Annotated in this window: 16 protein-coding genes; 9 read left to right on the top strand and 7 right to left on the bottom strand. The window is 68.0% G+C overall.

The genetic code is table 11. The features are described from left to right. Positions 1–941 precede the first annotated feature (941 nt). Positions 942–3068 (bottom strand): chromosomal replication initiator protein DnaA, encoded by a 2127-nt coding sequence (dnaA, locus tag ACIQTP_RS29960; RefSeq protein WP_403405458.1) that lies wholly within the window; start codon positions 3066–3068, stop codon positions 942–944. A gap of 398 nt (positions 3069–3466) precedes the next feature. Here dnaA and rpmH point away from each other — a divergent pair, with 398 nt between their 5' ends. From rpmH to ACIQTP_RS29915, 9 genes are all read left to right on the top strand, one after another. Further along, positions 3467–3604 carry a 50S ribosomal protein L34 gene (gene rpmH / locus ACIQTP_RS29955; RefSeq protein ID WP_006381191.1) on the top strand — a complete coding sequence of 46 codons (138 nt, stop codon included), beginning with the start codon at positions 3467–3469 and terminating at the stop codon, positions 3602–3604. A 20-nt stretch (positions 3605–3624) separates the two neighbouring features. Next, positions 3625–3996: a ribonuclease P protein component gene (gene rnpA, locus ACIQTP_RS29950; protein WP_075031495.1), complete on the top strand. Its 372-nt coding sequence runs from the start codon at positions 3625–3627 to the stop codon at positions 3994–3996. Further along, positions 3993–4358 (top strand): membrane protein insertion efficiency factor YidD, encoded by a 366-nt coding sequence (gene yidD / locus ACIQTP_RS29945; protein ID WP_054236429.1) that lies wholly within the window; start codon positions 3993–3995, stop codon positions 4356–4358. Before rnpA ends, yidD begins: the two co-directional genes overlap by 4 nt. 3 nt (positions 4359–4361) lie before the next feature. After that, positions 4362–5654 (top strand): membrane protein insertase YidC, encoded by a 1293-nt coding sequence (gene yidC / locus ACIQTP_RS29940; protein WP_403405454.1) that lies wholly within the window; start codon positions 4362–4364, stop codon positions 5652–5654. A 15-nt stretch (positions 5655–5669) separates the two neighbouring features. After that, a complete protein-coding gene (locus tag ACIQTP_RS29935; protein WP_060901646.1) occupies positions 5670–6179 on the top strand; it encodes a R3H domain-containing nucleic acid-binding protein in 510 nt (169 codons plus the stop codon). Positions 6180–6326: 147 nt separating this feature from the next. Further along, positions 6327–7043, top strand: a complete 717-nt coding sequence (gene rsmG / locus ACIQTP_RS29930) for a 16S rRNA (guanine(527)-N(7))-methyltransferase RsmG (protein WP_402038927.1) — start codon at positions 6327–6329, stop codon at positions 7041–7043. A 339-nt stretch (positions 7044–7382) separates the two neighbouring features. Then, positions 7383–8456 carry a ParA family protein gene (locus ACIQTP_RS29925; RefSeq protein ID WP_075031515.1) on the top strand — a complete coding sequence of 358 codons (1074 nt, stop codon included), beginning with the start codon at positions 7383–7385 and terminating at the stop codon, positions 8454–8456. Further along, positions 8453–9547: a ParB/RepB/Spo0J family partition protein gene (locus ACIQTP_RS29920; protein ID WP_403405450.1), complete on the top strand. Its 1095-nt coding sequence runs from the start codon at positions 8453–8455 to the stop codon at positions 9545–9547. The genes ACIQTP_RS29925 and ACIQTP_RS29920 overlap by 4 nt, the downstream gene beginning before the upstream one ends. A gap of 326 nt (positions 9548–9873) precedes the next feature. Then, positions 9874–10491, top strand: coding sequence for a GNAT family N-acetyltransferase (locus ACIQTP_RS29915; protein WP_054236435.1), 618 nt, complete (start codon positions 9874–9876; stop codon positions 10489–10491). Positions 10492–10607: 116 nt separating this feature from the next. Here the strand turns inward: ACIQTP_RS29915 and trxA are convergent, their stop codons facing one another. The 6 genes from trxA to murJ form a co-directional block, all read right to left on the bottom strand. Continuing rightward, the gene (trxA, locus tag ACIQTP_RS29910) at positions 10608–10958 is read right to left on the bottom strand and encodes a thioredoxin (protein ID WP_054236436.1); all 351 of its coding nucleotides are present in this window, start codon (positions 10956–10958) and stop codon (positions 10608–10610) included. A gap of 42 nt (positions 10959–11000) precedes the next feature. After that, positions 11001–11963, bottom strand: a complete 963-nt coding sequence (trxB, locus tag ACIQTP_RS29905) for a thioredoxin-disulfide reductase (protein WP_402038925.1) — start codon at positions 11961–11963, stop codon at positions 11001–11003. A 184-nt stretch (positions 11964–12147) separates the two neighbouring features. Next, entirely contained in the window at positions 12148–13089 is a 942-nt protein-coding gene (locus tag ACIQTP_RS29900; protein WP_403405445.1) for a hypothetical protein, read from the bottom strand. Continuing rightward, entirely contained in the window at positions 13086–13814 is a 729-nt protein-coding gene (gene sigM / locus ACIQTP_RS29895) for an RNA polymerase sigma factor SigM (RefSeq protein WP_403405442.1), read from the bottom strand. The genes ACIQTP_RS29900 and sigM overlap by 4 nt, the downstream gene beginning before the upstream one ends. A 28-nt stretch (positions 13815–13842) precedes the next feature. Continuing rightward, a complete protein-coding gene (locus ACIQTP_RS29890; RefSeq protein WP_403405439.1) occupies positions 13843–15558 on the bottom strand; it encodes a serine/threonine protein kinase in 1716 nt (571 codons plus the stop codon). A 118-nt stretch (positions 15559–15676) separates the two neighbouring features. Beyond that, on the bottom strand, positions 15677–17968 hold the full coding sequence (gene murJ / locus ACIQTP_RS29885; protein WP_403405436.1) for a murein biosynthesis integral membrane protein MurJ: 2292 nt from the start codon (positions 17966–17968) through the stop codon (positions 15677–15679). Positions 17969–18009: the final 41 nt, after the last annotated feature.

Here is an 18009-nt window from a genome sequence, read left to right as displayed (position 1 = left end):
GACCAGTCTGACGCACCGCACTGACAGTCGGTGCCTCTCGGGGTCAAGTCGTGCCGAGCGGCACCTGAGCCTCCGAGAGCGAGTTGTGCACAGCCCCGTCTTCGAAACGATTCCCAGCCTCTATCTAGTTGGTCTTAGTAGTAGGGCCTGTGGAAACCGTGGATAACCGCGTTTTCGCAGGTCAGACGGGATTTTTTGTCCACTGACCCTGTGGGTGGAGGCGGTGGACAACCGGGGGTCTCTGTGGACGACGAAAAGTTCTGCACACTCGATGCACAGCCTCGGGCCACTTCTCCCCAGATCCGTCCCCAGCTTTACCCACGTTCCCCACAGGCCAATCCGGCACCCTGGTGTGACGGCTTTCACTCGACACGGTGATCGGGCGCGTCACGTTGCCGAACAGTGGACAGGGATGTGGAGAAGCTGGGGTTGGCTGGGGACAACCGGCTCCAGCCTGTGGGTCGCCGGTGGACAACTTCGCGCACACCCTGTGGATGTTTTCTTCGTCCACAGGGTGTGGAGAGTCTTCGTCCACGAATCCACAGGGGACTGACCTGGTCTGATGGTCTTTCAACAGCGGCCCCTGTGGACACGTTCGGGACAACTTCGCGGTCCCCAGGGTGTGGACGCCAGAAAGTCACCGAATCTGTGGAGAGTGGCCGTAACCAGGCCCGTAATCGAACAGCTGATGTCGTTCCGGTAGCGGTGAAAAGAGAGCCGACGGCCTGGGGACGGGCCTCAGAAGCTCTCAGAAGTTCTCGGAGGCCCCCTCGGAGCGAGGTCCAGAACCTCCCGGAGTCCTCGCGGAGCGGGTGCCGGAAGCGCTGGGACTGCTGCCGGAATCCGTCCCGGCGCGCATGCGAGATCCGCGGGCCAGAACAGCGAAAGGCGCCCTCGGGAACGTGTCCCGGGGCGCCCTCGGCGGCGTACCGCCGCTCCTGTCAGCCGTTCTTGATGCGGTTGGTGAGCTCGGTGACCTGGTTGTAGATGGAGCGGCGCTCTGCCATCAGCGCGCGGATCTTGCGGTCGGCGTGCATGACGGTCGTGTGGTCGCGGCCGCCGAACTGCGCGCCGATCTTCGGCAGCGAGAGATCGGTGAGCTCGCGGCACAGGTACATGGCGATCTGCCGCGCGGTCACCAGGACGCGACTGCGTGAGGACCCGCACAGGTCGTCCACCGTGAGGCCGAAGTAGTCCGCGGTGGCCGCCATGATCGCGGTCGCGGTGATCTCCGGGGCGGAGTCCTCGCCGCCCGGGATCAGGTCCTTCAGGACGATCTCCGTCAGCCCGAGATCCACCGGCTGCCGGTTGAGCGACGCGAACGCCGTCACCCGGATCAGCGCGCCCTCCAGCTCACGGATGTTGCGCGAGATCCGGGACGCGATGAACTCGAGCACCTCCGGCGGAGCGTTGAGCTGCTCCTGCACCGCCTTCTTACGAAGGATGGCGATACGGGTCTCCAGCTCGGGCGGCTGGACGTCCGTGATCAGACCCCACTCGAAACGGTTCCGCAGCCGGTCCTCCAGGGTCACCAGCTGCTTGGGCGGCCGGTCGCTGGAGAGCACGATCTGCTTGTTCGCGTTGTGGAGCGTGTTGAAGGTGTGGAAGAACTCCTCCTGCGTCGACTCCTTGTCCGCCAGGAACTGGATGTCGTCGACCAGCAGGATGTCCATCTCGCGGTACCGCTTGCGGAAGCTGTCGCCCTTGCCGTCGCGGATGGAGTTGATGAACTCGTTGGTGAACTCCTCGGAGCTCACGTACCGCACACGGGTGCCCGGGTAGAGGCTGCGCGCGTAGTGCCCGATCGCGTGCAGCAGGTGCGTCTTGCCGAGACCCGACTCCCCGTAGATGAAGAGCGGGTTGTACGCCTTCGCGGGCGCCTCGGCGACGGCGACCGCGGCCGCGTGCGCGAAACGGTTCGACGCGCCGATGACGAACGTGTCGAAGAGGTACTTCGGGTTGAGGCGCGCGGTGGGCTCGCCCGGACCGGACGCCGGCGCGGGCTTCGCGCCCAGCGGGCCGGGCGCGCCGCTCGAGGACGGCAGCGAGGGGCCGCCGCGATGCAGCGGCGCACCGCCCGAGGACGGTTCCTGAAGGTCGCGGCGGTCGGGGCGCTCGTATTCGGAGCGCGGCTGGTCGTAGTCCTGGCGCTGCTGCTCGTAGGGCGGGCGCTCCATCGACTGCGGCCGGTAGTCCTGCGAGGGCGAGGCGTACGGGTCGCGGTCGGGGAAGCCGAGACGCTGCTGCTGCCAGCCGTAGTCGTCCTGGGCGTGCCGCGGCCAGGCGCCGGGTTCGGGGCGCTGGTAGTCCGGATAGGCGGGGCGGGCGGTCGGCAGGTGGTCCGCGCGCGACGAGGGCACCTGGTCGGAGCGGCCTGACGGCAGCTGGTCGCCAGGGGCGCCCGGGAGCTGGTCGGAGCGACCGCCTCGGTGATCACCCCGGTGGTCGTCGGCGCGGTGGCGACCGTACCCCTCGTATCCGTCGCGACGCTGTGCGTCATAGGGGTTGCGCTCGTCACGGCCCGGGGAGTCGTAGCCGCCCCGGTCTTCGCGGCCCTGGGAGTCGTAACCGTGGCGCTCGTCACGGCTCTGGCCGCCGTAGCCGTTGCGGTCCTCGCCGCCCTGAGCGCCGCCGTAGGCGCTCCGGTCCTCGCCGCTCTGGCCGCCGTAGGGGTTCCGCTCGTCGCCGCCCTGACCGTCGTACGTGTCACGGCCCTGGCCCGAGCCGGAGGGGAGCTCGGGCTCCTCGTACCGGGGCTGGGGGGCTGGGGGCGTCGGAGGCTGGGGTTCCCCGGCCGAGTCGTCGACGGTGATCGCGATGCGGATGGGGCGGCCGCACTCGCGGCTCAGCGTGTCACTGACGATCGGCGCGAGACGTCCTTCGAGGACGCCCTTCGCGAATTCGTTCGGAACCGCGAGCAGCGCGGTGTCCGCGACCAGCGCCAGCGGCTGGCAGCGCTTGATCCAGTGCTCGTCCTTCGCCTCCACACCCTGACCGCGGCCCTCACCGAGGAGCTGTTCCAGTACTCGTGGCCACACTGCGGCAAGATCGGCAGGTACGTCAGCCACAGGGCACGCTCTCTCACGGGTCCCACGAACGTGTGGTTCTGGGAACAGGTTGGGAAGTCAGTCGGGTGGGGCGGTGGGAACAAATCCGCTGGGGCGGTGGGAAGGGAACGAATCGGAGTTCAGCCACGGTAGTCAGGGCGACCGCTGCGGTTCAAGTTGTTGTCCCCAGCCTGTGGATAGTGTCTCCCGCCAGGAGCTGGTTTGACCGGATGGCGTAGCCGCGCGTACCGTAACCAGGTCGAGTTGTCGATGGCTGCTGCCGCCTGCCTCCGATGGGCACAGATCGCGAAGAGTGATCGGGAAGCGGTGCACTCGGGCGTAATACGAGCTACCTCGTGGGCGCACGGTGACAGCCAAGGCGGCACCCCGCCACCACCGATTCTTTCTGGAGCCCCCGAGTGAGCAAGCGCACCTTCCAGCCGAACAACCGTCGTCGCGCCAAGACCCACGGCTTCCGCCTGCGGATGCGCACCCGTGCCGGCCGCGCGATTCTCGCGAACCGCCGTGGCAAGGGTCGCGCCAGCCTGTCCGCCTGATAACAACAGGTCATGATGTCGTGCTGCCTACCGAGCATCGGCTGAGGCGGCGCGAGGACTTCGCGACCGCGGTACGCCGAGGACGCCGGGCCGGACGCCCGCTCCTCGTCGTCCATCTACGTAGCGGTGCAACGGACCCGCACGCGCCTGGGGAGAGCGCTCCCCCGACGCGTGCGGGTTTCGTCGTGAGCAAGGCCGTGGGTGGAGCGGTTGTCCGCAACAAGGTGAAGCGCAGACTTCGCCATCTGATGCGTGACCGAGTCGCCCAGTTGCCCCCCGGTAGCCTGGTAGTCGTACGAGCGCTGCCCGGTGCGGGCGACGCCGACCATGAACAGCTGGCCCGAGACCTGGATGCCGCCCTTCAGCGGCTGCTGGGAGGGGGCGCGCGATGAAGTACCCGCTGCTGGCTCTTATCAAGCTGTACCAGTGGACGATCAGCCCGCTGCTCGGGCCGGTGTGCAAGTACTACCCGTCGTGCTCCCACTACGGCTACCAGGCCATCGACCGGCACGGTGCGATCAAGGGAACGGCACTCACCGCCTGGCGCATCCTCCGGTGCAATCCGTGGTCGCTGGGCGGCGTGGACCATGTTCCGCCGCGCAAGCGTCCGCGGTGGCACGAAATGCTGCGTAACGCCTGGCGCGCACGCAAGGGCGGGAACTCCGCCGCCGAACCGGCCATTGAGGGTCATGGAATGTCCGACCATCCCTCGAGCCCGGCCGCCGAGACCCCGTCCCATGCTCAAGGAGCCTGATTAGTGGACACGATTGCCAGTCTGTTCAGCTTCATCACGACACCCGTTTCCTGGGTCATCGTCCAGTTCCACTCTGTGTACGGGAAGATCTTCGGTCCCGATACGGGCTGGGCCTGGGGCCTGTCCATCGTGTCCCTGGTGATCCTGATCCGTATCTGCCTGATCCCGCTCTTCGTGAAGCAGATCAAGGCCACCCGGGCCATGCAGACGCTGCAGCCCGAGATGAAGAAGATCCAGGAGCGCTACAAGAACGACAAGCAGCGCCAGTCCGAAGAGATGATGAAGCTGTACAAGGAGTCGGGTACCAACCCGCTCTCCTCGTGCCTTCCCATCCTGGCGCAGTCGCCGTTCTTCTTCGCTCTGTACCACGTGCTCAACGGCATCGCGACCGGCACGACGATCGGCGTCATCAACGAGTCGCTGCTGGCCAGCGCTCGTAAGGCGCACATCTTCGGCGCCCCGCTGGCCGCGAAGTTCACGGACGGCCAGAGCAAGGTCGAGGCACTCGGTGCCTCGCTGACCGATGTCCGGGTCGTCACCGCGATCATGATCGTGATGATGTCGGCGTCGCAGTTCTACACGCAGCGCCAGCTGATGACGAAGAACGTCGACACCACGGTGAAGACGCCCTTCATGCAGCAGCAGAAGATGCTGATGTACGTCTTCCCGGTCATGTTCGCCGTCTTCGGCATCAACTTCCCGGTCGGTGTCCTCGTCTACTGGCTGACCACCAACGTGTGGACCATGGGCCAGCAGATGTACGTCATCCGCAACAACCCGACCCCGGGTTCCAAGGCTCAGGCCGCGTACCTCGAGCGCCTGCAGAAGCACGTCACGCACCACGAGAAGACGCGCAGCCGTGGCGAGAAGGCCATCGTCAAGGCGATCGTCGCCAAGGGTCGCGACCGCAACGAGTTCGAGCGCAAGTTCATCAACAGCCTGACCAAGGTGGGCCTGGTGGCCCAGGCCGACGGCACTGTCGTGAAGGGTCAGGCCGAGGCGGCTGTCGAGGGCGAGGACGGCACCACGACCACCGCCGGCGGCGCTCCCAAGCGTCAGCAGCCGAAGCGCCAGTCCAAGTCCCAGCGCCAGTCGGGCACGGCTGCCGGCGGGGCGAAGGCGGCGGGTGAGCCCGAGCCGAAGACCTCGTTGACCAAGTCCGACGAGCCCCAGGACGCCAAGACCGCCGCCAAGCCGGCCGGCGGCGGCAACAAGCCGGGCACCGGTACCCGCAGCAAAGCCCAGTCCGGACAGCGCAAGGGTCCGCAGCGGCCCAAGTCCCCGTCCAAGAAGTAAGAAGGAGTCCATCCCGTGACGGAAGGCACCACCTCCGCCGCCGCTGAGGGCGACACCCTGACCCGCCTTGAGCAGGAAGGCGAGATCGCGGCGGACTACCTCGAGGGTCTGCTGGACATCGCCGATCTCGACGGCGACATCGACATGGACGTCGAGGCCGACCGCGCCGCTGTCTCGATCATCAGCGACGCCAGCAGCCGTGACCTGCAGAAGCTGGTCGGTCGCGACGGCGAGGTGCTCGAGGCCCTCCAGGAGCTCACGCGCCTGGCCGTTCACCGGGAGACCGGGGACCGCAGCCGGCTGATGCTGGACATCGCCGGCTACCGGGCCAAGAAGCGCGAGGAGCTCTCCGAGCTGGGCGCCAAGGCCGCGGCCGAGGTGAAGAGCTCCGGCGAGCCGGTGAAGATGAAGCCGATGACGCCCTTCGAGCGCAAGGTCGTCCACGACGCGGTCAAGGCCGCGGGTCTGCGCAGTGAGTCCGAGGGCGAGGAGCCGCAGCGCTTCGTCGTCGTGCTTCCCGCCTGATCGGTACGAAGGTTCCTTCGGCCCCGTCTGTTGAGCAGGCGGGGCCGAACTTTGTCAGCCTGATAGTCCCTCGTAGTTCCTGGTAATCCCTGATAGCCCTGGTGGTCAGCGCCCAGCGCGCTTATGCGGTACGGAAGGACGGTCCCCGTGACGGAGGCAGCGGAGCTTCCCCCTGCGCCCGAGCAGGCGCGCGAGGTATTCGGCGATCGCTTCGCAGACGCGGTCCGGTACGCGGAGCTGCTGGCCGAGGCGGGAGTGCAGCGAGGGCTGATCGGCCCCCGCGAAGTACCCCGGCTGTGGGAGCGGCACATCCTGAACTGCGCGGTGCTCTCCGAGGTCGTGCCCGAGGGTGTGACCGTGTGCGACGTCGGCTCCGGCGCGGGGCTGCCCGGCATCCCGCTGGCCCTGGTCCGGGAAGACATCAAGATCACTCTGCTGGAGCCGCTGCTGCGGCGGACCAACTTCCTCACCGAGGTCGTCGAGCTCCTCGGCCTCGACCATGTGACCGTCGTGCGCGGCCGCGCCGAGGAGGTCATGGGCAAGCTGCCGGCGGTCCACGTGGTGACGGCCCGGGCTGTCGCTCCACTGGACCGGCTGGCGACGTGGGGCATCCCTCTTCTCCGCCCGTACGGCGAGATGCTGGCTCTCAAGGGCGACACCGCCGAGGAGGAGCTGAAGAGCGCCGCGACGGCCCTCAGCAAGCTCGGCGCCGTGGAGACGTCCATCCTGCACGTCGGCGAGGGCATTGTGGACCCGCTGTCGACCGTGGTGCGGGTGGAGGTCGGGGAGAGCCCGGGTGGCGTGCGCTTCGCCGCGAAAAGGGCGAAGGCGGCCCGGACGGGGCGGACGCGCCGACGGCGCTGATCCTGAGCGCGCAATGAATCGTGGACTCCCGGTTCCGCAGGGCGGAGCCGGGAGTTCTTTGTCACTCCGACTCATCCGTCCTGACGGCGAGCCGTACTCCACACAAGCTGCCAAACCTACGCATCTCGGAGTGTCGCGCCGCGATGACCCTGACCGCTAGGCATCGTGTTTCACGTGAAACGTCGCTCACTGCTGCACGGCATCATCAGTCGCGGCCGCGCCGCGGCCGAACCCCGCGACCGGAAGCCTCTTGGTTCACTCGCGGAGGGTGCGGAGTTGTCCACAGAGGTGGATTTCTCCACAGAACAACGGGCCTCGCTGGTTCACGACCCCGAAGACATGGGAGGCTCTGTTCATTGCGAGCCTGAAGTCGAGGAGAGTGAATCCTTGCGGTCCGACGCCAACATCGCGGGACCGATGACCGATCCGGTCCCCGGTCCCCGTACCGAGTCGATGGGGGAGGATGTTTCACGTGAAACACCGCCCCCAATGGACGACACTCCTATTGGTCGTGCTGCCCAACTGGCGGTGGAGGCGCTGGGTCGCGCCGGTGAGGGCCTGCCACGGCCCGAACAGACACGCGTCATGGTGGTCGCCAACCAGAAGGGTGGGGTGGGCAAGACCACGACTACGGTCAACCTTGCTGCCTCGCTTGCCCTGCATGGCGGCCGTGTCCTGGTGATCGACCTCGACCCTCAGGGCAACGCCTCCACCGCGCTGGGTATCGACCATCACGCCGAAGTGCCTTCCATCTACGACGTGCTGATTGACAGCAAGCCGCTCTCCGAAGTCGTCCAGCCGGTCCCCGATGTCGAGGGTCTCTTCTGTGCGCCTGCCACGATCGATCTCGCCGGTGCGGAGATCGAGCTGGTGTCCCTGGTGGCACGGGAGAGCCGGCTGGAGCGAGCGATCCAGGCGTATGAGCAGCCACTGGACTACATCCTCATCGACTGCCCACCCTCGCTCGGCCTCCTCACGGTCAACGCGCTGGTCGCCGGTGCGGAGGTCCTCATCCCTATCCAGTGCGAGTACTACGCGCTGGAAGGCCTGGGCCAGCTCCTGCGTAACGTCGACCTGGTACGGGGGCATCTCAACCCCAACCTCCATGTCTCGACGATCCTGCTCACCATGTACGACGGCCGGACGCGCCTTGCGTCCCAGGTCGCGGACGAGGTGCGTAGCCACTTCGGTGACGAGGTGTTGCGGACGAGCATTCCTCGCTCGGTCCGTATCTCCGAGGCCCCGAGCTACGGTCAGACGGTGCTGACCTACGATCCAGGGTCTAGCGGCGCTCTCTCGTATCTTGAGGCTGCACGAGAAATCGCCCTCCGCGGAGTCGGAGTGGCGTACGACGCGCAGAACGCCCACGTGGGCGTACAGAACAGTCAGAACATGGTGGAGGGGATCCAGTGAGTGAGCGACGACGAGGGCTGGGGCGGGGCCTCGGCGCACTGATCCCCGCGGCTCCGACAGAGAAGACGGTTCCCTCGCCGGCAGGTGGATCCTCCGCCTCCTCGGCTGCCGTACCCGTGCTCACGGCAGAGCGCGGGGTGGCTGCGGCGAAGGTGACCACACTGCCGCCTGTTTCACATGAAACAGAGGAACCGCCGACGATCGGAAGCCCGGAGGTGCCTTCCGCGCCTGTCGGTGCTCACTTCGCTGAACTGCCCCTCGACTACATCACCCCCAACCCGCGTCAGCCCCGTGAGGTGTTTGACGAGGACGCTCTTGCCGAGCTGGTCACCTCCATCAAGGAGGTCGGACTTCTCCAGCCGGTCGTCGTGCGGCAGGTGGGGCCGACGCGCTACGAGCTCATCATGGGCGAGCGGCGCTTCCGTGCCTGCCGTGAGGCGGGGCTTGAGGCCATTCCCGCGATCGTGCGGGCCACGGAGGACGAGAAGCTTCTCCTGGACGCGCTGCTGGAGAACCTGCATCGCGCCCAGCTGAACCCGCTGGAAGAGGCGGCCGCCTACGACCAGCTGCTGCAGGACTTCAACTGCACGCACGATCAGCTGGCGGACCGTATCGGCCGCTCGCGCCCGCAGGTCTCCAACACCCTGCGGCTGCTGAAGCTCTCGCCGGCGGTTCAGCGTCGTGTCGCCGCCGGAGTGCTCTCCGCGGGCCACGCCCGCGCCCTGCTCTCCGTCGCGGACTCGGAGGAGCAGGACCGGCTGGCCCACCGCATCGTAGCCGAGGGACTGTCGGTGCGGGCTGTCGAGGAGATCGTCACCCTCATGGGATCGCGCCCCCAGACCGCTCCGCGCTCCAAGGGACCGCGGGCCGGTGCCCGGCTCTCCCCGGCGCTGAGCGACCTCGCCACCCGCCTCTCGGACCGTTTCGAGACCCGCGTGAAGGTCGACCTGGGGCAGAAGAAGGGAAAGATCACGGTCGAGTTCGCCTCGATGGACGACCTCGAGCGGATCCTCAGCTCTCTCGCCCCGGGTGAGGGAGGCGTTCTCCAGAGGAGCCTCCTGGACGACGACTCCGAGGACACGGAGGCCTGAGCCGCCCGGCGACGGGGTGGTCCCCGTCGGCCGGCCGCTAGAGCGGGCCGTGTCCGGTGTGTACCGGAACACGGCCTGCTCTTTGCTTTCAGGCAGTATTGATGCAATCGCATCGTGGATACGATGCGATTGGGTATGGCGCATCCACCTGGCGGCACCTTCATCGGGGAGGCGGGGGCCATGCAAACCGTGAGCCGTACCGGACTGGTGACCGCGGGCCTGGGACTGGGGGCGGTCGGTGGGTTCATCGGCAGTCTGCTCAGGGAGCGAAGCGCTCTGACAGCCGCTCGCGACGCTGCGGGCGAGGGAAGCGAGGAACATCCTTCATGGGGCGCCGGCTCGTACCGCTCACGCTGGACAACCTTCCGGACCTTCCCAAGCGCTGTCGCGCGTGTGTCTTCTGGGAACTGGATCCCGTCAGTGGGGAAGCCGCGGTAAAGGCGGGAAGGCCCGAACTCGAGAAGGAGGCGTGGATCTCCGCCGTCCTGCTTGAGTGGGGATCGTGCGGCCGCGTCGTCTACGTGGACGACGTACCGGTGGGCTTCGTGCTGTACGCACCCCCTGCCTATGTACCCCGCTCCACGGCGTTCCCCACGAGCCCGGTCTCACCGGACGCCGTCCAGCTGATGACTGCCTTCATCATGCCGGGCTATCAGGGACAGGGACTCGGCCGGGTGATGGTCCAGACGGTCGCCAAGGATCTGCTGCGGCGAGGCTTCAAGGCGATCGAGGCTTTCGGGGACGCACGGTGGAAGGAACCGGCCTGTGTGCTCCCCGCCGACCATCTCCTCGCGGTCGGCTTCAAGACGGTACGCCCGCACCCCAGATACCCCCGTCTGAGGCTGGAGCTGCGGACGACGCTCTCCTGGAAGGAAGACGTGGAGTTGGCTCTGGACCGCCTTCTGGGGGCGGTACAGAAGGAACCGGCGCTTCGTCCTCTGTAGCCGTGATGCCCCGCGCCGGGGCAACCCCTCCGTCACACGAATGGGCCAGCCCTTCCGGGCTGGCCCATTCGTGTTTCACGTGAAACATCGCCGCCTTCGCAGGACGGTGCTTCCGGTCAGACGGTCTTCTCGGCGCCCTCGGTGATGAAGTCCTCCAGGTCGCGGACGATCGCGGCCTTCGGCTTCGCACCCACGATGGTCTTGGCGACCTCGCCACCCTGGTAGACGTTCAGGGTCGGGATGGACATGACGCCGTACTTGGCGGCCGTACCCGGGTTCTCATCGATGTTGAGCTTGACGACCTCGATCTGGTCGCCGTACTCCGCGGCGATCGCCTCGAGGGACGGCGCGATCTGGCGGCAAGGACCGCACCAGGCGGCCCAGAAGTCCACCAGGACGGGCTTGTCGCTCTTGAGGACGTCCTGCTCGAAGGAGTCGTCGGTCACATTCTTCAGGGTGCCGGCCACAGCGGGCTCCTTAACTGGTTGGTGCGGTGGGGCGGACGGGGGTCAGACGGTGGCAGCCGCGGCGGTCTCGCTGTCCGCGAGGGCAGCGAGATAACGCTCGGCGTCGAGGGCGGCGGAGCAGCCGGTACCGGCCGCGGTGATCGCCTGGCGGTACGTGTGGTCGACGACATCACCGGCGCCGAAGACACCGGTCAGGTTCGTCCGGGTCGAAGGCGCCTCGACCTTGAGGTAGCCCTCCTCGTCCAGGTCGAGCTGGCCCTTGAAGAGCTCAGTGCGCGGGTCGTGGCCGATCGCGATGAACAGGCCGGTCACCGCCAGGTCGGAGATCTCACCGGTCTTGAGGTTGCGCAGCTTCAGGCCGGCAAGCTTGGGGGCGCCCTCGATCGAAGCGATCTCGCTGTCCCAGACGAAGTTGATCTTCGGGTCGGCGAAGGCACGCTCCTGCATCGCCTTGGAGGCGCGCAGAGTGTCACGACGGTGCACGATCGTCACGGACTTGGCGAAGCGGGAGAGGAAGGTGGCTTCCTCCATCGCGGTGTCGCCGCCGCCGATCACGGCGATGTCCTGGTCCTTGAAGAAGAAGCCGTCACAGGTCGCGCACCACGAGACGCCGCGTCCGGAGAGCGCGTCCTCGTTGGGCAGACCGAGCTTGCGGTGCTGCGAGCCCGTCGTGACGATCACGGCCTTGGCGCGGTGCACGGTGCCCGCGGTGTCCGTGACGGTCTTGATCTCGCCCGTCAGGTCGACGGCGACGATGTCGTCCGGGATCAGCTCGGCACCGAAGCGCTCGGCCTGGGCGCGCATGTTGTCCATGAGCTCGGGGCCCATGATGCCGTCCTGGAAACCGGGGAAGTTCTCCACCTCGGTGGTGTTCATCAGCGCACCACCGGCGGTGACGGCGCCTTCGAAGACCAACGGCTTCAGCGACGCGCGCGCGGTGTAGAGCGCTGCCGTATAGCCGGCAGGCCCGGATCCGATGATGATCACGTTACGGACGTCGCTCACGGGTTGATTCCTCGTCTCTGGAGACTGCTGCGTACTGCCGGTGGGAGCCTCTCTCAGAACTCTCACCCCACCCAACGGATCCTAAGGGGCTTGCATTCCCCGTGTGCCCGGGCACACGGAGACGAGACACCGCACAGAGATGCCATGGGGTTACTGGGGAGTCGGCCGGTCGACGCGGAGGCGCTCAGGAGCGGGCGTACGAGTGCGTCACCAGGAGCTTGCCAGGGGACGCCGAAGCCTGCTTTACGCACGCGGCTTCGACGATGTACGCCGTGACCTTCGTGCTGTCGGAGGCGTCGGGCACTACGACGAGATACACCGTCGTCCCCTTGTATGTGCCCTGCTGCGCCGCGAGGATCGTCGCGCTGCTCCCGGTCCCCTTCTGAATGCACTCGGGGACCTGCACGGTGGGTGTGATCAAGGTGTCGACCCCGGCGGACCCGTTGCCCGCGTCGTTGGACTCGACTCCCCAGGGACGCTTCGGGCTGGCGGAGCGGGTGCTCGCGCTCTTGTTCTTCGCGAGGAGACCCGCGACCTGAGTCTTCAGCTCCCCCTCGGAAAAAGTGTCCTTCGCCCCCTGCTGCGTCACCGACTGCGGGCTCTTGCCGGAGCCGTCGCCCAGCGATTGCACGAGGATCGCGCCCAGCCCGAGAGCGGCGGCCGTGAACACCGTGCCGAGAACGACCACCCTGCGGCGCCCACGGCGGCCCCGACGCGAGCGGCCGGGGCCGGTGGCAGCGTGAGGATGTCCCGAGGGACGGTCCATGAGGGAAGCAGGGCTCGGTTCGCCCGACGTGTGTGAAACGGCGACCGATGTTTCACGTGAAACACTCGCTCGTTCGTCCTCGGCCGCGTCGCGGTCGGGCGCCGTGGCACTCAGCAGAGCCTCTGCGGCAAGGGCGGCGTCGATACGGCCGGCCACATCATCGGGCATGCGCGTAGGTCCCGGCAGAGTGCCGAGCAGCCCCCGGATCTCCTCCAGGGAGTCGTACACGTCGGCGCAGAGCATGCACTCGTCGAGGTGTCGCCGTACGTCCGCGGTGCGGGAAGGCGGAAGCAGCCCCTCGGAGAGGTCGGAGATCTCCGCGACATCCGGGTGCCCGGCCGTATCCGTCGTGGATGTCACGCTCGCCCACCTCCGCCCTTCACAGCAGCTGAATCGCTTGGTCCTGCATCGCGTGGACCTGCATCGTGCGGTCCCGCTGCCGGTGGGACGGATGCCCCCTGCGTCCGGTTCCTTCCGCCGCCCGACTTGTTGCCGCCGCCGCTTCCGTTGTCCGCACGGAGATGGGTGAGCAGCGGGAGCAGTCTGGCTCTGCCCCGTGCACAACGGCTCTTCACGGTGCCGACGGGTACGTCGAGGACGCGGGCCGCCTCCGCCACGGGGTAGCCCTGCATGTCCACCAGGACGAGAGCTGCGCGCTGGTCGGCCGGGAGCGTACTCAGTGCCGCCAGCAGCTCGCGGTGCAGGTCGTTGCGCTCGGCCGGGGCGGAGGCGGACTCGTGCGGTTCGAGGAGCTGTTCCAGGCGTTCGGTGTCATCGACGGGAGACGTCTTCCTGGACGCGGCTTTGCGGGCGCGGTCCAGACAGGCGTTCACCGTGATGCGATGCAGCCAGGTCGTGACGGCCGACTGGCCGCGGAAGGTGTGAGCGGCCCGATAAGCGGAGACCAGCGCGTCCTGGACGGCGTCAGCGGCCTCCTCGCGGTCTCCCAGCGTCCGCAGGGCGACCGCCCAGAGCCGGTCGCGATGGCGCCGCACGATCTCGCCGAAGGCGTCAGGGTCGCCCTCTACGTGGCGGGCGAGGAGGTCCTGATCGCTTGCATCGCCGTATCCGGTTTCATCGGCCATCGGACCCCCTCCCCCTCGTCGACGAACGTCAGCCGGTGAACTTCACGTCCGTGATGGCTTGCTTGTAGCCGGCGCCGCTGTACTGATCACCGGACGCGTAGGGCATTGCCGTGATCCAGAGCAGCACGTACCGGGTCTTCGCCTTCTTGCTGACCGTGATCTTCGCGCTGGTGCCGCTCGTCGTGACGGTCCCGATCTTCGTCATCGAATCCACCGATTTCGAGGAACTCATCGAGTCCGTTCCGTAGAGGGTGATCGTCGTGTGATCACCGGGGTACCGGAGCCCTATCGAAGCCGCCGTGACGGTCTGCTGCGAACCGAGGTCGTAGACGATGCCGACGCCGGGCTTGAAGGCCGGCTTCATCTCCGGACCGTCCACGAAGCTCTTGCTCCGCCAATACGTCGAGCTGTCGCCGTCGTACGTCTTGCCCACGTCCCCGGGCGCCTGGGCGTCACCCTTCGCGACGTACTCCTGCGCGCCGGCGATGGCGATCGGCTTGAGCGGCTTGGTCTTGTCGGTGCCCTTGCCGTTGCCGTCCGTCGTCTTGGTCTTCTGTGTGTCGTCGGACTTGCGGTGTTCCATCAGGGCGTCCGCGAGCTGCCAGCTGCCGAGGCCCAAGGCGGCGATCAGGAGGGCCGACACGGCCCACTTGAGGGCCTTGCCGGTACGGCTCTGCAGCGGGGGCGGCGGGGCCGTCACGGGCTGCGTGGCGCCCATGTGGGGCGCGGGGCGGCCGTAGCCCTGCTGGTACGAGGTGCGCTGGTACTCCGGCGGGGCCGTGAACGCGGGCTCCGGCGGGCGGATGCGGGGCATCTCGGCGATCGCCTTCACCAGTTCCTCCGGCGTGGTGCACGGAGTCTCGTGGCGGGAGGCGGTCGCGCCGTCGTTGGCGAGCGCGCGCATGGCGAGCTCCGACAGGCCGCGGTGGACGCCTGCGCGTACCTGGTCGGGGGCGATCAGGCCGACCCCCTTGGGCAGCCCGGACAGACCGTAGGCGTGGTTGTCGTAGGGCCAGCGCTGGGTGAGCGTGGCGTACAGGAGCGCCCCGATCGCCTCGGTGTCGGTGCGCTGCGGGGTGTCCGAGCTGATGCCGCGCAGCGCGGCGTTCACGGCGAGCCCACGGATGCGCCACTGGCCGGTCGAGGTGCGCAGCACGGCGCTGGGCGTCAGCCGCAGATGCGCGAGGCCCTCACGGTGCGCGGCGGCCATGGCCTGGGAGACCTGGCTGGCCATCTGGTAGGCCTCGTGCTCCTCCAGCGGGCCCGAGGCGAGCAGCGCGGTCAGCTCTGTGGCGTCCGGCAGCCACTCGTGCACCACATAGACGAGGTCGTTCTCCTCGACCGCGTCCAGGACCTGGACGAACCGGGGATCGCCCAGCAGGGCCGAGGAACGGGCCGCCGCCAGTACGGAGCGGGCCCGTGGATGGTCGGCGGGCAGGAGATGCACACCGACGGCGCGGCGGAGTTTCTCGTCCACCGCACGCCAACTGCTGAAACCGTCCAGACGGGTGACACACTCCTCGAGGCGGTAACGCCCGGCGAGTTTGTGACCACTGTGCAGTTCGGGCGGTGAGGCCTTTCCGGGACTGTCGGTCCCGCCGCTCCCCTGTGCCTCTTCGCTGTCCGTCTCCCGCTCCCGGTTCTGGGCCACCCCGTCGGACGTGGACTGGTCCGCCTTCGCGGTCAGCGGCTCGTCACCGCTGTTGTCTGCCACGTCGACGGCAGCCGTGCTCCGTTCCGCCACCGTCGTTCCCGCCTCCCCATTCATTGCGCGCTGTCCGACGCAGAAACCAATTGTGCCCACAGTCCGGCGCTATGCACGACACACGGCGACGGACGATGGTTGTGCGCGTACCCCCGACTCAGCGCCCCAGGCGCCCGCGGACCATTCCGACCATTGAGTTGAGTTCTTCGATGCGCATCTTCCGCGCGGCGACGTAGAAGACACCGAGCAGGGCGATGCCGCCCGCGAGGAGGGCTGCCAGGGAGCCCCCGACGCCCTGTCCGAGGGTGTGGCCGATGCCGTAGCAGGCCGCGCCGCTCAGCAGGGCCGCGGGCACCGAGGCGATGCCGAGACGGGCGTACGTCCGCAGGACGCGGGTGCCGTCCAGGTCACCGCTGAGCCGCTTGCGCAGCCGGTTCCAGGCGACACCGACGCCGATCGCGTAGGCGAGACCGTAGGAGGCGGCCATGCCGACCACGGCCCAGCGGGCCGGAAGGACGAGGTAGCACGCTGCGGAGGCCACGGCGTTGACGGCGGCGACGATGACCGTGTTGTAGAAGGGGGTGCGGGTGTCCTCGTACGCGTAGAAGGCACGCAGGACGACGTACTGCACGGAGTACGGGATCAGGCCGAGGCCGAAGGCCATGAGCATGAAGCCCATGTTGGTGGCCTCGCTGGTGCCCGAGGAACCGAAGATCAGGGTGCACATCGGGATGCCGAGGGCGACGAAGCCGAAGGCGATCGGCACGATGGCCACGGCAGTCGTGCGCAGTCCCTGAGAGATGTCGTCACGGACGGCTCCGCTGTCTCCCTCATGGGCCGAACGGGCGATGCGCGGAAGCAGCGCCGCCATCAACGAGACCGTGATGATGGCCTGCGGCAGGCCCCACACGAGCTGGGCGTTGGCGTAGGCGGAGAAGCCGACGCCCGTGACCTTGCTGTCATTGGTGGCGGCGGTGGCCAGCTGGGTGACGACGAGGGCGCCCGCCTGGTTGGCGAGGACGAAGAGCACGGTCCACTTGGCGAGCATCGCGGCCTTGCCGAGGCCGTGGCCCTTCCAGTCGAAGCGCAGCCGCATCCGGAATCCGGTCTCGCGCAGATACGGGATCATCGCGAGGGCCTGCACGACGAGGCCGAGGAGGACGCCGACACCGAGGAGCCGCTGGCCGTCCGGCGGGATGTTCGTGACCTCCATGCCGGAGTTCGCCGCGGTGCCGTACACCCAGATGAACATGCCGAGCGTCACGATGATGACGATGTTGTTCAGGACCGGGGTCCACATCATCGCGCCGAATTTTCCGCGGGCGTTGAGGATCTGGCCCATCACCACGTGGATGCCCATGAAGAAGATCGTGGGCAGGAAGTAGCGGGTGAAGGTGACGGCGACCTCATTGGCCGCGGGGTTGTCCGCGACCGACGTCGACAGCATTCGGACGAGCAGCGGAGCGGCGAAGACCGCGAGTGCGGTGAGTACGCCGAGCGCCACCATGACGAGGGTCAGCAGCCGGTTGGCGAAGGCCTCGCCGCCGTCCTCGTCGTCCTTCATGGCGCGTACCAGCTGCGGCACGAAGACCGAGTTGAGGCCGCCGCCCACGGTGAGGATGTAGATCATGGTCGGCAGCTGGTACGCGACCTGGAAGGAGTCGCCGAGGAAGCCGATGCCCAGGGCCGAGACGATCAGCGCGGAGCGGATGAAGCCGGTGAGCCGGGACACCAGCGTGCCCGCCGCCATCACCGCGCTGGACTTCAGCAGGCCCGAGGCGCGGCCGCCGGACTTCTTCGCGGCGGGCGCCGGTTCGGGTGCGGGGGCGTGCGGGGCGGCCGGAGCCGGTTCCTGGGTCGGCGACGGTACGCCGGGCGGGGCGACGGAGGTACGGGTGCCTGCCTGGCCCTGGTCGCGGAAGAGATGCGCGAAGGCGTCGGGCTCGTGCTGCTGCTCGCCGGCCTGGGTCACGAGGTCGTCCACACCGACGAACTGGGTCGTGCGGGCGTCCTCGCCGTAGGGCAGGTGCCGCGTCGGGCCCGCGGGCTCCGGCGGGGGCGTCTGGGCCCACACACGGGGGTCGGGGGTGTACTGCGAGGTGGGCGGCTGGGCGTAGAGCGGTTGCTGCGGGTAGTAGGAGCCCGGGGGCGGCGGGGGGTGTGCCGCACGGTCGTAGAGCGCCTCGGTCACCGGATCCTGGGCGGCGAGGTCCTGCGCCCGGTACGGGTCCTGGGTGTAGGTGTCCTGGAAGTACATGTCCTGGTACTGCCCCTGCGGCTGCTGCGCGGGGTCGGCCGGTGGCCCCTCCGGGTACCCCTCGGGGTAACCGGCGTTGGCCATGCCCTGGTCCGGGTAGCCCGAGCCGCCCGCGGCCTGGTCCGGGTGGCCCTCGGGGTAGCCCGAGTTGCCCGCGCCCTGGCCGCGGTCACCGTCGTACGGCGCGTTCATGGTTACCCCACCTCATCGTCCCCGGGCCCACCGGCCACGAC

The organism is Streptomyces sp. NPDC090798, from assembly GCF_044768965.1.
GTDB lineage: Bacteria > Actinomycetota > Actinomycetes > Streptomycetales > Streptomycetaceae > Streptomyces.
The sequence above is the reverse complement of the archived record's forward strand: the minus strand, read 5'-3'. Positions and strand labels throughout refer to the sequence as shown.

Bases quoted from the DNA above. Each gene is read 5' to 3' on its own strand.
- ACIQTP_RS29925 (WP_075031515.1), top strand. From the start codon at position 7,383: ATGGGAGGCTCTGTTCATTGCGAGCCTGAAGTCGAGGAGAGTGAATCC.
- ACIQTP_RS29915 (WP_054236435.1), top strand. From the start codon at position 9,874: ATGGGGCGCCGGCTCGTACCGCTCACGCTGGACAACCTTCCGGACCTT.
- sigM (WP_403405442.1), bottom strand. From the start codon at position 13,814: ATGGCCGATGAAACCGGATACGGCGATGCAAGCGATCAGGACCTCCTC.
- murJ (WP_403405436.1), bottom strand. From the start codon at position 17,968: ATGAACGCGCCGTACGACGGTGACCGCGGCCAGGGCGCGGGCAACTCG.
- yidD (WP_054236429.1), top strand. From the start codon at position 3,993: ATGAAGTACCCGCTGCTGGCTCTTATCAAGCTGTACCAGTGGACGATC.